We start from the raw sequence: 12,610 nt of genomic DNA on the forward strand, positions 1-12,610 counted from the left end.
GGCATCCATCATCGGATGGACGCTCACGGCTGTCTGTGAACCGGGATAAGTTAAAGCTTATAATCGCTTGTTCAAGCGGTTATTATTTTTTGATCCAGTGCATCAATTCACGCAGTTGTCCGCCAACTTGCTCGATTGGATGCTCTGCTTCGCGACGACGAGTAGCCGTCATCATTGCTTTGTTCGATTGGTTCTCGAGGATGAAGTCGCGAGCGAAACGTCCGGATTGGATGTCGTCCAGAACTGCTTTCATCGCTTTCTTCGTCTCGTCCGTTACAACGCGTGGGCCTGTAACGTAGTCGCCGTATTCAGCAGTGTTGGAGATCGAGTCACGCATCGAAGCCATGCCGCCTTCGTACATCATGTCAACGATCAGCTTCAGCTCATGCAAGCACTCGAAATAAGCCATTTCTGGTGCATAGCCAGCTTCAACCAGCGTCTCGAAGCCTGCTTTAACGAGGGCAGTAGCGCCGCCGCAAAGTACAGCTTGCTCACCGAACAGATCCGTTTCCGTCTCTTCACGGAACGACGTTTCGATAACGCCCGCACGCGTACAACCGATGCCTTTTGCATAAGCAAGGCCGATTGCTTTTGCATTGCCCGTAGCGTCTTGCTCGATTGCGATCAAGCCTGGAACGCCGAAGCCTTCTTCATACGTACGACGAACCATGTGGCCCGGCGATTTAGGAGCAACGAGAAGAACGTCCGTATCTTTGTCTGGCACGATTTGGCCGTAGTGAACGTTGAAGCCGTGGGAGAACATCAAAGCTGCGCCTTTTTTGAGGTTAGGCTTGATTTCTTCCGCGTATACTTTTGCTTGCGTTTCGTCTGGCATAAGGATTTGAACAACGTCAGCTACTTTAACTGCTTCAGCTACGTTCAATACTTCGAAGCCATCGTTTTTAGCTTTGTCAGCCGATTTGCCTGGGCGAAGGCCGATGATTACTTTCAGGCCACTGTCGCGAAGGTTTTGTGCTTGTGCGTGGCCTTGGGAGCCGTAGCCGATAACTGCGATCGTTTTGTTTGCGAGAACGCTTTGGTCTGCGTCTTTTTCATAGTACAAAGTAACTGCCATTGTAAAATTGCCTCCTTTAAATTGAACCCTCATTGAGCGGGTGTTTAAACGGAGAAGCGGCTAAGGCACGGACGAACCAGCGCCCCGTCGTGTTCCCTGCTTAAACACCCGCCCAATGAAAGGCTGTTGGTGAATGATAGGCTCGTCGGCTTGTCCGCCATCTGAGCAAGTTCAATGAGTGCGGTTTGCACACGCCATTATCCATCATACATGATCTGAGCGTCGAAAGATAATGGGTTTCGTTATGCAAAGAAGATAAGTTGGCCCGTACGATACTATTTCGCGTTGCCGCGAATCATAGCCGTGACACCTGTACGGGACAGCTCGCGAATGCCGTAAGGCTTGAGAAGTTCGACCATTGCGTCGATCTTCTCCGTATCGCCAACGACTTGCACGATCATCGTCGAAGGACCGATGTCGACTACAGCTGCACGGAACGTCTCGACAACGCCGAGCACCTCCGGACGAGCCGCAGGCTCCGCGCCCACCTTGATGAGCGCGAGCTCGCGAGCAACCATCGGGCTGCCGCTGACATCGACGACTTTGATTACGTCGATCAGCTTATAAAGCTGCTTCGTAATTTGCTCCAGCGTGTTGTCGTCGCCGGACGTTACGATTACCATGCGCGACAAGCCCGGCTCTTCGCTCGAGCCTACCGTGATGCTTTCAATATTAAAGCCGCGGCGGCCGAACAGGCCAGATACGCGCTGAAGAACGCCGGGCTGATCATTAACGAGGACTGCTACCGTATGCTTTTTCATTCCGTTTCCCCCAAGATCATTTCGTCGATCGTGTTTCCTTGCGTAACCATTGGATACACGTTTTCGCCTTTGCGGACGACGAATTCAACGACCGCAGGACCTGGATGCGCAAGCGCAGCTTCCCATGCTTGGCGCGCCTCTTCCTTGTTCGTAGCGCGGAAGCCTTTTACCCCGTAAGCTTCTGCAAGCTTAACGAAGTCTGGACTTCCCGCCAGATCGATGTGGCTGTAACGGTTGTCATAGATAATTTCTTGCCATTGACGAACCATGCCCAGCACTTGGTTATTAATGATCGCAACTTTAACCGGAATGTTGTTGATCGAGCAGATTGCGAGCTCTTGCGCACACATCTGCATGCCGCCGTCGCCATTGATGGAAACGACTACGCGATCAGGGTTTGCCATCTGTGCGCCGATTGCCGATGGGAAACCGAAGCCCATCGTGCCAAGGCCGCCGGATGTAACAAACGAGCGCGGCTTATTAAATTTGTAATATTGAGCCGCCCACATTTGGTGCTGGCCTACGTCCGTCGTAACGATCGCATCGCCATTGGTCGTTTCATGCAGAAGCTCAACCACCCATTGCGGCTTCAGCTCAACATCCGAATCCACGTACGAGAGCGGCTTCTCCGCTTTCATTTGCGCAATCAGCGCGCGCCAAGCGTCTGCTTTCGTCGCTGGCTTAGCGTCTTGATTCGCGAGCTCAAGCACTGTTTTGATATCGCCTACGATCGGAATGTCCGTCGCAACGTTCTTGCCGATCTCCGCCGGATCGATATCGATATGAACGATCTTCGCGTTCGGCGCGAAGCCGTCAAGCTTCATCGTCACGCGGTCATCGAAGCGCGCGCCGATATTAATGAGAAGATCCGATCCTTGGATCGCTTTGTTCGATGCATAAGCACCATGCATCCCCGGCATGCCTACCCACAGATCGTTGCCGCTAGGGAAGCCGCCAAGACCGAGAAGCGTTGTCGTCACCGGAATGTTCGTTTTCGTAGCAAATGCCAACAGTTCCTCATGCGCGCCGGAGTAGACTACGCCGCCGCCAGCAAGAATGAGCGGACGCTCTGCTTCTTCGATCGCTTTCAGCATTTTGTCGACCTGCTGCTTCTTAGGCGATACCGTCGGGTTGTATCCGCGAAGGCTCACTTCGCCAGTCGCTGGCTTGAACAGCGTTTTATGCGCCGATACGTCCTTCGGAATATCGATGAGAACCGGGCCTTTACGGCCGGAATTCGCGATATGGAACGCCTCGTGAATCACGCGCGGCAGATCCTCTACATTCCGAACGAGGTAGCTGTGCTTCGTAATTGGCATCGTAATGCCTGTGATGTCCGCTTCTTGGAACGCATCCGTCCCAATAGCAGACGTCGCAACGTTGCCTGTAATTACAACAAGCGGAACGGAGTCCATATACGCTGTTGCGATGCCCGTTACCAGGTTCGTAGCGCCTGGTCCGGACGTTGCGATACAAACGCCGACTTTGCCGCTTGCACGCGCATAGCCGTCAGCAGCATGGATCGCCCCTTGCTCATGGCGGGTCAGAATATGGTGGAAGTCATCAAAGCCATGCATCGCATCGTAAATATACAATACGGCACCGCCCGGGTAGCCGAATACGCATTCGACGCCCTCAAGCACTAGACTGCGAAGCAATATCTCCGAACCGGAAATGACCTCCGGTTTGCTCATTTTCTCGATTAGCTCTTGTTTCGAACGAAGCGTTGTGCCTTGCGTCGCCATCCTTCATCTCTCCTTTCATTCAACCAAACAACAAAAAAGCCTCTCGCCGCCGTTGCTTCCAATAAGCAACGGGACGAAAGGCATATCTTCCGTGGTACCACCCAGATTTGTTACGCATCTCGCAATGCATAACCTCGACAGGTAAGAAACGCGTTAACGTCTAACATTCTTACCATGAGCACAGTAACGTGTGCCAAGCGATTCTCCCTAATGCGCGAACTGTCATTCGCTTTTCAAGAGAATGGCTCCGAGGTGAGCTCGTCGAAAAGGGGTTTTGGCGATGGTTGCAGCAAATTCCATCCGCTCTCTGAGCAAAAGAGCCCTTAACACTTCGTCCTCATCATTGCCGATAACGTATTAGCTTAAACCCTATTATATGCCTGGTGATTACGTTCGTCAAGCCTAGTATGCAACTGAACCGGAAAAGTTATGTATCGCTTTAACCCGCAAATGCAGTACGGCATATACTGCTGCAACGACTGCGGAAGGAGGCTGCCGCCCATGCCTATTCGTACAAGAAAGGCTTTGCAAGACGATTCGCCGATTCTGCAGCTGATCCGCAACGAAATCATTCCTTACTCCTATCTCTATTCTATACATGATGCGCCATCTTCAGAGGAACTCCGCGCCCGGCTTGATATTGGCGCTACTTACGTTGCTGCTTACACGGCTACGAACTATCCCTACGCCTTCGTTCACTCTATTGCGCAAGGTGAAACCTTATATGTTGATCTGCTGGCCGTCCATCCGACTTGCCGCAAACGCGGAACAGGCAAGCAATTAATGGAGAAGGCAGAAGCATATGGCGCAGCTAGCGGCTGCACCACTGCCCTATTATACGTTGACCAAAGCAACGGCGCGGCACTTCGGTTTTATGAGAATCTCGGTTACCGCGCCACTCGATTTGCAGAATCGATTCGCTGCCATGAAATGATTAAACCGTTAGGCAGTCGCTTGCTAACCCGGCGTTCCTCAAACCGCCGACCTTAACCGCTGCGTCTCCGCTTCGTTATTAATAATAACCGCCGCTGCCTTTCGGTCCATAGCCGCTGCTGCCATAAGGCCCGCCGCCGCCATATTGGTTATATCCTACGCCCCCATACTGGCCATATCCCGGTCCGCCGCCATAGCCGCCGTAGCCACCGCCGCCATAGCCTGGACCGCCGCCGTAAGGCGGGCAACATTTGCCCCCAAAGCCGCCGCCGAAGCCACCGCCTGCAAACAAGCCGATCGCCAGCAGATCAAACAAAATGAGAGGCAATATCGCTCTCGTTTGTACGCCGCTGCTTTTACCAAACGGCTCCAAATAGAGTTTGTTATCGTGAAAACGCGTTAACTTGCCAAGGACGACCGAGCCATCCCGCCGAGTCGCATAGATGGATTTGCCGATCAGTTTCCTTACATCATGTTCGGAAACATGCTGCATGTCAAATCCCTCCTTTCCCGTTGTCTTACAGACTATGCGAAAGGACGGGAGCCGGCTTGTTTGTTTGTACCCCCAGTATATGCGTACAGCAAAAAGACTCGTCCCACATCGGGACGAGTCTTTTGTATCACGCTATACTAAGCGTTGATTTTTTGTTTAGCTACGCCTGCAAGCGAGTTGAACGCGTTAATGTCGTTGACTGCGAGGTCAGCGAGGATTTTACGGTTAACTTCGATGCCAGCAAGTTTCAAGCCGTACATGAATTTGTTGTAGGAAAGGCCGTTAAGACGCGCTGCTGCGTTGATACGAACGATCCACAGTTTGCGGAAGTCGCGTTTAACTTGGCGACGGTCGCGGTATGCGTACAGCAACGATTTCATTACTTGCTCTTTTGCTGTTTTAAACAGGCGATGTTTCGAACCGAAGTAACCTTTCGCAAGCTTCAAAATCCGTTTACGACGACGAGCGCGGACGAATCCGCCTTTAACTCTTGCCATGAGAGAAGACCTCCTGAGTGTTTGTTTAGTTTATGAACTGCATCGCGAGTCTCGCGATTATGGACTATTTCAGGTTAGCCAAACCTTGTTGCAGACGGCGAACGTCGCCAGCTGCCATGAGCGGTTGACCAGCCAAAACGCGTTTTTGACGGCCGGATTTGTGAGAAAGCAAGTGGTTTCTGTATGCTTTGAAACGTTTCACTTTGCCTGTACCGGTAATTTTGAAGCGGTCTTTCAGACTGCTGTGCGTTTTCATCTTAGGCATTCGATTGTTCCTCCTTGATAATGTTAAGTAGTTATTTTGGGCGCCAAAATCATGATCATACTGCGGCCTTCCAATTTAGGGACACGCTCCACGCTGCATAATTCGGCGACTTCTTTAGAGAGACGATCGAGAATCCGTTGCCCGATCGCAGCATGTGCGATCTCGCGTCCGCGATAACGAACGGAGCACTTCACTTTATCGCCTTCCTTCAGAAACTTCACGACGTTGCGAAGCTTCGTCTGGTAGTCGTTTTCCTCGATGTTCGAACGGAACCACACTTCCTTAAGATCAACGATCTTTTGGTTTTTGCGCGCTTCCTTCTCTTTCTTCTGCTGCTCGTAACGGAATTTGCCGTAATCCATGATGCGGCATACCGGCGGCTTGGCTTGCGGTGCGACATTGACGAGATCCATGCTGAGATCGATTGCCATCTGAAGTGCTTCGCGAATCGGTTTAATTCCGATCTGTTCACCTTCTGCGCCTACTACGCGTACCTCGCGAGCCCGGATTTCGTCGTTAATTTGATGTTCTCTGCTAATAACGTGCCACCTCCATAAATTAGTTTCTCATGTATTCACCCAAATAAAAATGCGGGTCCAACAGGACCCGCATGCCATAACCATTCGTTCGTGCAATGTTATCGCAAGCGGATAACGTGCAGCGTCTTCGATCGGTCGCATATAACCATCTGACATCAATGTCAGGCAGGTGAGAAGCGGGTGCCTCTTCTTAAGCGATAAATTTTAGTGTTACCGGATTACTATAGCACACTGAGATATCAGCGTCAACACTCATACTGCAAAAGATTGCTGATCAGCTAACCTGCTTGCTCTGCACTTCTTCAAGCCGAATAACGCGCGTATGCTGCGTATGGCTCCATTGCTTGTTGTTCTGCGTAAAGAACGCGTAGAACGTAATCGGCCACCATGACAGGAGGAAGAACGGCAGCGTAAGCAGATGCGCATACATCCGCCAGTTGCGGACATTTTCAAGGATAAGCGAGAGTGGGAACATCGCGACGGAAGCCACGATGGCTACGCCAGCCACCCACCAAGGCAGGTACTCATAGATCGAGCCGAAAATATTGTCCGCAGGGATCAAATTGTCGCCCCACAGCACCATCGTCATCAAGAAGCCAAGGAACGTGTTGTAAACCGAGACTGAATATAGCGCCGCATCAAATTTAACGAAGCTGCGTTCCTTGATGCTTGCCCACAGCAGCGGGAAGAAATAGTTGCGGGCTACGTTAAAGTGCCCTTGCATCCAACGAAGGCGTTGGCGCGCGGAAGCGCGGAACGATACCGGCTTCTCATCGTACACCTTGGCATCGTAATTCAATACCGGATGTACGCCGCGCTGAATGCAGCGCATTGTGAACTCGAGGTCTTCAACGAGGCTCGTAGCGCCCCAGCCCATATCTTTAAGCAGCTTGGAATCGAAGCACATGCCTGTGCCGCCCAAAAAGTTAGCCATTTTGAGATTGCGGCGGGAAAGCTGCCACAACCGGTTGCAATACCAGTACGTAATGCCGTATGCCGCGGTAACCCACGAATCGTTCGGATTTTTCGTATCAAGATAGCCTTGAATAACTTGATGACCATCGCACAGATCATCATTCATGAGGTGAAGGAAATCGCTGTTGCACAGGTTGTCCGCATCGAACATCACGACCGCGTCATATTGGCGCGGCATGCTCCACAGCTCTTTGAGCATCCATTCGATCGCGTAGCCCTTGCCCTTAAGCGTAGTATTTTTGCGGACGCATGCTTTCACCCCGTAGCTGCGGGCGATGTCTGCTGTTCCGTCCGTGCAGTTGTCGCAAATGACAAACACATCATACAGCTCTTTTGGATAATCCAGATTTTTCAGATTCTCGATCAGCGCGCCTACGACTTGCTCTTCGTTATGCGCAGCGACGAGTACGGCGAATGACTTCTTCGGTTCATGGCGGCGACTGCTTTTCTTCCGGTAAATACCGAACAGCGCAAGCACGAATTGGTACACGCCGACAAACGCCAAGAATACTTGAAACGCCATCACTAAAACATTTAACATCTTTTGTTTTGCCCCCTTGAGACCCCTTTTTTAATGTGTTCTCTCTCTGTTATTTGGTAACTGGCAGCATGATAATCGCAACTACATCCATCTACGGTCGCCGTCTTCGCGACGTTCTATCTATTTTTCGTAAATCCTTATTATTTTGCGACCATAGTGAATTTTGCACCGTTCTGGCAGCTTTGTCAAAAACGGTTTTCGCGCCCATACCGCCTTTTACGCTTGGAAAAACGCTTCCACGGCAACCGAACTTCACTGTTGCCCCGAATTACGCCCGCTTCCCCCTTATTTTCATCCATTTGCGGCAATTTTAATGCTTACGTACTCCTTAACGAATGAATCGACATTTCGGTTCCGTTCGATTTGCCCCCTCATGTGACAAAACGGTGAACCGTCTTGCCCCCTTCTCCAGCTTCAGCTTCCCGAAATTGTGACAGCAGCCGATCAAATATAGCCTCCCACGACTGGCTCTGCGCATAAGCGATCCCGCGCTCCGCCAAAACAAGCCGCTGCTCCGGATTCCGGTACAACAGCTCCAGCGCGCTCGCGAAAGCCTCCACATCGCCAGGCTCGCACAGCAGCCCATTTTCTCGGTGCGTGACTGTGTCCGCAACTCCGCCTGCCGCAGCACATACGACCGGCGTACCTGAAGCCATCGCTTCAAGGACCACATTGCCAAAGGTTTCTGTCGATGAAGGGAACAGAAATACATCTGCCGCCGCGTACAACGCTCGAAGCGCAGGCAGCTCCGTGAAGCCTAGGAATGAAACCGGCAGTTGGTCCCGCTTGCAGCGTTCAGCCAATTCTGCCGCAGATGGGCCGTCTCCCGCAATAAGTAGGACTGCCTCTGGACAGCTGGATTGACGGAATCGTTCAAAAGCATCAATCGCTACGCCAACATCCTTCTCCGGCGCGAGTCTTCCAACATAAAGCACGACAAACCGCTCTGGCTCGATTCCAAGCGACGCCAACACCTTCGAGCGATCGACTCCAGGGAAATACTGATTTTGGGCAATGCCTCTTGGCCATACCTGAAGCCGCTCCTCGCGCCATCCCCGTTTGACGAGATCAGAGCGTGTGGAGGGCGACGGTACGAAAATAGACTGGCAGTCCTGATGGAACCACTCCATGTACCTCCATAACATCTTTACCATCCACTGAAGATTGTAAAACGGCAAGTAGCGGTCAAAGTTGGTATGGTACGAAGCGACCAGCGGAATGTGCAGCTTCTTTGCATAATGAACACCGAACAGCCCCATGTTGAATGGCGTAGCAACATGAATAAGCGTTGGCTTGAATTCAAGCAACGCGCGACGAATCGGAAACGGATTAGGCAGCGCCCACCTGCATTCCGGATATAGGAAAAACGGCAATGAAGCAAACCGCTGCACATGAATCGACGAGTGGCGCGGCGGGTGGCCGGAGGCAGGATCAGGCGCAAACACTTGGACCTCCACCCCTTGTAAACGCAAATATTCCGTCCATCGGCCCAGCGTCCGGGCAACCCCGTTAACCTCTGGGTCATACGTATCGGTGAATAGAGCCAAACGCATCGTAGATCGCCTCCGCTTCGGGACTTAATCGGCTAAAAATCGCGCCTCAGCCTCATTGTACGCAGCCATTGCGCTAACATTCGTTAAATATAAGCAAGGACTGTTACCTTGAAGTCAACGCCGATTTAAGGGTTCATTAATATTCGTTTATCATCCCGTTGACACAGCGCGAACAATGCAATGCTACATTATCAGCAGCACAAAAAACCGCTCCGCACGTATGCGGAACGGTTTCATTTCGGGCATTGGTGCCCCTAAACGGAGGGATCTGGATGGAGCGCATGATGGGGTGGCTTCGTACCCAAGACCGCCAATTGCTGTTGATCGCGAATAAGCGATCAGCCAACCGCTGGATCCAGGCCTGCCTCGGCAGATGGCTCGGCACCATTACCCATATGGGCGGCGCAACGTTTACGCTTGCAACCGGCCTGCTTATCGCCTTGGCGAGCAGCTCGGATCTATGGCGTACAGCGGGCTGGCAGTGTTTGCTTGCCGTCGCGCTAAGCCATTTGCCGGTAGCCATTATGAAGCGCCGCTTCCGCAGGCTGCGTCCCTACCAAAAGCTTCCTTTCATTAACGCTTGCCATCACCCGCTTCAAGACTCTTCGTTCCCCTCCGGCCATACGACAGCCATTTTCTCTTGGCTGCTTCCCCTAACGCTTGCAGCAAGCGCGTCCGCCCTATACATGATCCCCGCGGCGCTGCTCGTTGGCTTGTCAGTCGCATGGTCCCGCATGTACCTCGGGCTTCACTACCCATCCGATGTGACAGCAGGCTTCCTGCTAGGCACGGCTACAAGCGCAAGCATCGTCTCGCTGTGGCCCATCTAAAGCTTCTATTCTTCTGAAGCCGCATCGTCCTCATCATCGGATTGATCCTGCTTCGCAGCCTCCGCATCTACCTGGGATGCTTCTCGCTTCGCTTGGCGCCAAGCCGCGATTGGCTCTTCGCCGATCAGCACCTCGATGCGGTGAATGTTTTGTCCGCGCTCGTAAAACTTCATCTCATACTCTGTCGGCACGAGATCATCGCGCAAGCCATCCTTATGCAGGTTAAGCGCGATGTTGCGGGTTAAGAGCTCCATATCCGCGAAGCTATTCAGCGAAAACTCGAACAACGACTGGGAATCGGTTTTAAAATGAATCTCCCCGCGCGCATTGAGCGCCTCCATATACTTGCGCACGAATCGCGGATGCGTCAGGCGACGGCGCGCATGCTTGGCTTTCGGCCATGGATCGCTGAAGTTCAAGTAGACGCGCTCAAGCTCGCCTTTGTCGAAGATGTTTTCGATGCCTTCGATATTCGCGCGAAGCAGCGCCAGGTTCGGAGGGCTGTCCACACCGCGCTCTGCCCAAATGTTACGCGCCTTCTCCGCGCCTCGGCGAATCAGCTCATCGTACATGTCTACGCCGATGTAGTTAATTTCCGGATTGCGGAAGCTCATCGTGCTAATAAACTGTCCTTTGCCCATTCCCAGCTCGACATAGATCGGATGATCATTGCCGAAAAACTCATGCCAGCGCCCTTTGTAAGCGGTCCCGTCTAGTACGACAAGCTCCGGCTGGCTCTCTATGCTTTCAAGAATTCCTTTTCTACCGCGTAATCGCATCGTCTGTTCGTCCTCCAATTCAAAACTAGAACTATTGTGCCTAAGTTACGCCGGAAAGTAAAGAGGCGGATATAAAAAGAAAAAACAGCCTGCGCTTGATCGCGGGCTGTTACTTGAATTACCAACATATGGGTCGTAAGCGCTTGCTAACAGGCGCCTATTAATTTAAGTAGTCGTACGAAATACCGTCTCGGCTGCCGCCGTTTTCAATTTCATAAGTTTGCTCCAGCACTTCGTTCAGCTTCTTGCGAGCGGACACTTCCAACACATGATTGTTAGGGAAGCGCGCCCCTGCCAGCACCATCAGTTCTTTAACCGTCAGCTCAACCTTCACTTTATCTTCGCCATGTGGAATCTTCAATCCCGTATTCATTGCGCATCACCTCATCGATTTTTTCAATATTATTACCAGAAAATCGACATTATATGTCATACGTTGCGATGGAAGAGAAAATGAGTTTTTCATTGATTTGTCGCACTTTTAATTTAACACATCATGTAAGGTATAGCAAGCATTTTTCGAAAATCGGGCTAATTTATTTCCAGTAGATTTTAAACTGCGTTTTCGCCTTATCGTGGCATTCCGACCGGAATTTCGCTACAATAAACGTTAGCGGGCAATCCCGGAACATCGTGATTCAAGAGAAGGAGCTATTATGACAATCGCAAGCAACGCCGTTACGCCGGAGCAGCAGCCGATGCTGTGGAGCGACAAACGGTTTCATACATGGAATTATGAGATGCGGGAGCAGTTCGGCGAAAAGGTGTTCAAGGTTATGCTCGACGCGGGCTTCACCTGCCCCAATCGGGACGGCTCGATCGCCAAGGGCGGCTGTACGTTTTGCAGCGCTCGCGGCTCGGGCGATTTTGCCGGACGCCGGCGCGACGACCTCGTGACGCAGTTCAATACGATTCGCGACCGCCAGCATCAAAAATGGCCGAACGCCAAATACATCGGCTATTTCCAAGCCTACACCAATACGTACGCGCCAGTTGAAGAGCTTCGGGAATATTTTGAAGTCATTCTGGAGCAGCCGGGCGTCGTTGGTTTATCCATTGCGACACGCCCCGACTGTCTGCCTGACGACGTTATCGATTACTTGGCCGAACTGAATGAACGGACATACCTGTGGCTCGAAATGGGCTTGCAGACGATTCATGAATCGACCTCTGAGCTCATTAATCGCGCTCATGATACCGCCTGCTACGAGGATGCCGTTCGGCGTCTGCGCGCAAGAGGAATCCGCGTCTGCGCGCATATCATCTACGGCCTCCCGCAGGAGACGCACCAGATGATGATGGACACTTGCCGAGCTGTCGCTCGAATGGATGTGCAAGGCATCAAAATTCATCTGCTCCATCTCATGCGCAAAACGCCGATGGTCAAGCAGCACGAAGCCGGACTTCTCCGTTTCCTCGAAATGGACGAATATATCGGCCTTATCGCCGACTCGCTGGAGCTGCTGCCTCCCGAAATGATCGTCCATCGCCTGACGGGCGATGCGCCTCGCGATCTGCTCATCGGCCCGATGTGGAGTCTGAAAAAATGGGAAGTGCTTAACGCAATCGACGCAGAGCTGGCCCGCCGTAACACGTGGCAAGGCCGACTCTGGCAAGGGTAGCC

Annotated in this window: 14 protein-coding genes; 3 read left to right on the top strand and 11 right to left on the bottom strand. The window is 52.1% G+C overall.

Features of this window, described 5'->3' with window-relative positions:
• Nucleotides 1-82 precede the first annotated feature (82 nt).
• From ilvC to ilvB, 3 genes are all read right to left on the bottom strand, one after another.
• On the bottom strand, nt 83-1,075 hold the full coding sequence (ilvC, locus tag PAECUDRAFT_RS06315; RefSeq protein ID WP_006037293.1) for a ketol-acid reductoisomerase: 993 nt from the start codon (nt 1,073-1,075) through the stop codon (nt 83-85).
• A 275-nt stretch (nt 1,076-1,350) separates the two neighbouring features.
• Complete coding sequence (gene ilvN, locus PAECUDRAFT_RS06320; RefSeq protein ID WP_006037294.1) at nt 1,351-1,836, bottom strand: acetolactate synthase small subunit; 486 nt, start codon at nt 1,834-1,836, stop codon at nt 1,351-1,353.
• Nucleotides 1,833-3,581, bottom strand: a complete 1,749-nt coding sequence (ilvB, locus tag PAECUDRAFT_RS06325) for a biosynthetic-type acetolactate synthase large subunit (protein ID WP_006037295.1) — start codon at nt 3,579-3,581, stop codon at nt 1,833-1,835. The genes ilvN and ilvB overlap by 4 nt, the downstream gene beginning before the upstream one ends.
• A gap of 501 nt (nt 3,582-4,082) precedes the next feature.
• On the opposite strand from ilvB, the gene PAECUDRAFT_RS06330 reads away from it, so the two are divergent.
• Nucleotides 4,083-4,571, top strand: a complete 489-nt coding sequence (locus PAECUDRAFT_RS06330; RefSeq protein WP_006037296.1) for a GNAT family N-acetyltransferase — start codon at nt 4,083-4,085, stop codon at nt 4,569-4,571.
• Nucleotides 4,572-4,593: 22 nt separating this feature from the next.
• On the opposite strand, the gene PAECUDRAFT_RS26080 is transcribed toward PAECUDRAFT_RS06330, so the two are convergent.
• The 6 genes from PAECUDRAFT_RS26080 to PAECUDRAFT_RS06360 form a co-directional block, all read right to left on the bottom strand.
• Entirely contained in the window at nt 4,594-5,007 is a 414-nt protein-coding gene (locus tag PAECUDRAFT_RS26080) for a hypothetical protein (RefSeq protein ID WP_006037297.1), read from the bottom strand.
• A gap of 137 nt (nt 5,008-5,144) precedes the next feature.
• A complete protein-coding gene (gene rplT / locus PAECUDRAFT_RS06340) occupies nt 5,145-5,504 on the bottom strand; it encodes a 50S ribosomal protein L20 (protein WP_006037298.1) in 360 nt (119 codons plus the stop codon).
• Between the two features lie 64 nt (nt 5,505-5,568).
• The gene (gene rpmI / locus PAECUDRAFT_RS06345) at nt 5,569-5,769 is read right to left on the bottom strand and encodes a 50S ribosomal protein L35 (RefSeq protein WP_006037299.1); all 201 of its coding nucleotides are present in this window, start codon (nt 5,767-5,769) and stop codon (nt 5,569-5,571) included.
• Nucleotides 5,770-5,792: 23 nt separating this feature from the next.
• A complete protein-coding gene (gene infC / locus PAECUDRAFT_RS06350; protein ID WP_040711781.1) occupies nt 5,793-6,290 on the bottom strand; it encodes a translation initiation factor IF-3 in 498 nt (165 codons plus the stop codon).
• Between the two features lie 292 nt (nt 6,291-6,582).
• On the bottom strand, nt 6,583-7,824 hold the full coding sequence (locus PAECUDRAFT_RS06355; RefSeq protein WP_006037301.1) for a glycosyltransferase family 2 protein: 1,242 nt from the start codon (nt 7,822-7,824) through the stop codon (nt 6,583-6,585).
• Nucleotides 7,825-8,195: 371 nt separating this feature from the next.
• Nucleotides 8,196-9,377, bottom strand: coding sequence for a glycosyltransferase family 4 protein (locus tag PAECUDRAFT_RS06360; protein WP_006037302.1), 1,182 nt, complete (start codon nt 9,375-9,377; stop codon nt 8,196-8,198).
• A 272-nt stretch (nt 9,378-9,649) separates the two neighbouring features.
• Between PAECUDRAFT_RS06360 and PAECUDRAFT_RS06365 the strand changes: the two genes are divergently transcribed.
• Entirely contained in the window at nt 9,650-10,207 is a 558-nt protein-coding gene (locus tag PAECUDRAFT_RS06365; protein ID WP_006037303.1) for a phosphatase PAP2 family protein, read from the top strand.
• A 5-nt stretch (nt 10,208-10,212) separates the two neighbouring features.
• On the opposite strand, the gene trmB is transcribed toward PAECUDRAFT_RS06365, so the two are convergent.
• Entirely contained in the window at nt 10,213-10,986 is a 774-nt protein-coding gene (gene trmB, locus PAECUDRAFT_RS06370) for a tRNA (guanosine(46)-N7)-methyltransferase TrmB (protein WP_006037304.1), read from the bottom strand.
• A 160-nt stretch (nt 10,987-11,146) separates the two neighbouring features.
• Entirely contained in the window at nt 11,147-11,359 is a 213-nt protein-coding gene (locus tag PAECUDRAFT_RS06375; RefSeq protein ID WP_006037305.1) for a hypothetical protein, read from the bottom strand.
• A gap of 283 nt (nt 11,360-11,642) precedes the next feature.
• Here PAECUDRAFT_RS06375 and PAECUDRAFT_RS06380 point away from each other — a divergent pair, with 283 nt between their 5' ends.
• On the top strand, nt 11,643-12,608 hold the full coding sequence (locus PAECUDRAFT_RS06380; RefSeq protein WP_006037306.1) for a TIGR01212 family radical SAM protein: 966 nt from the start codon (nt 11,643-11,645) through the stop codon (nt 12,606-12,608).
• The last annotated feature ends 2 nt before the right edge of the window (nt 12,609-12,610 follow it).

Source organism: Paenibacillus curdlanolyticus YK9, assembly GCF_000179615.1.
Taxonomy (GTDB): Bacteria; Bacillota; Bacilli; order Paenibacillales; family Paenibacillaceae; genus Paenibacillus_T; species Paenibacillus_T curdlanolyticus.

Coding starts and splice junctions, on each gene's coding strand:
- ilvB (WP_006037295.1), bottom strand. CDS start 3,581: ATGGCGACGCAAGGCACAACGCTTCGTTCGAAACAAGAGCTAATCGAG.
- ilvN (WP_006037294.1), bottom strand. CDS start 1,836: ATGAAAAAGCATACGGTAGCAGTCCTCGTTAATGATCAGCCCGGCGTT.
- PAECUDRAFT_RS26080 (WP_006037297.1), bottom strand. CDS start 5,007: ATGCAGCATGTTTCCGAACATGATGTAAGGAAACTGATCGGCAAATCC.
- PAECUDRAFT_RS06380 (WP_006037306.1), top strand. CDS start 11,643: ATGACAATCGCAAGCAACGCCGTTACGCCGGAGCAGCAGCCGATGCTG.
- PAECUDRAFT_RS06355 (WP_006037301.1), bottom strand. CDS start 7,824: ATGTTAAATGTTTTAGTGATGGCGTTTCAAGTATTCTTGGCGTTTGTC.
- PAECUDRAFT_RS06360 (WP_006037302.1), bottom strand. CDS start 9,377: ATGCGTTTGGCTCTATTCACCGATACGTATGACCCAGAGGTTAACGGG.
- rplT (WP_006037298.1), bottom strand. CDS start 5,504: ATGGCAAGAGTTAAAGGCGGATTCGTCCGCGCTCGTCGTCGTAAACGG.
- PAECUDRAFT_RS06365 (WP_006037303.1), top strand. CDS start 9,650: ATGGAGCGCATGATGGGGTGGCTTCGTACCCAAGACCGCCAATTGCTG.
- PAECUDRAFT_RS06375 (WP_006037305.1), bottom strand. CDS start 11,359: ATGAATACGGGATTGAAGATTCCACATGGCGAAGATAAAGTGAAGGTT.
- ilvC (WP_006037293.1), bottom strand. CDS start 1,075: ATGGCAGTTACTTTGTACTATGAAAAAGACGCAGACCAAAGCGTTCTC.
- PAECUDRAFT_RS06330 (WP_006037296.1), top strand. CDS start 4,083: ATGCCTATTCGTACAAGAAAGGCTTTGCAAGACGATTCGCCGATTCTG.
- rpmI (WP_006037299.1), bottom strand. CDS start 5,769: ATGCCTAAGATGAAAACGCACAGCAGTCTGAAAGACCGCTTCAAAATT.
- trmB (WP_006037304.1), bottom strand. CDS start 10,986: ATGCGATTACGCGGTAGAAAAGGAATTCTTGAAAGCATAGAGAGCCAG.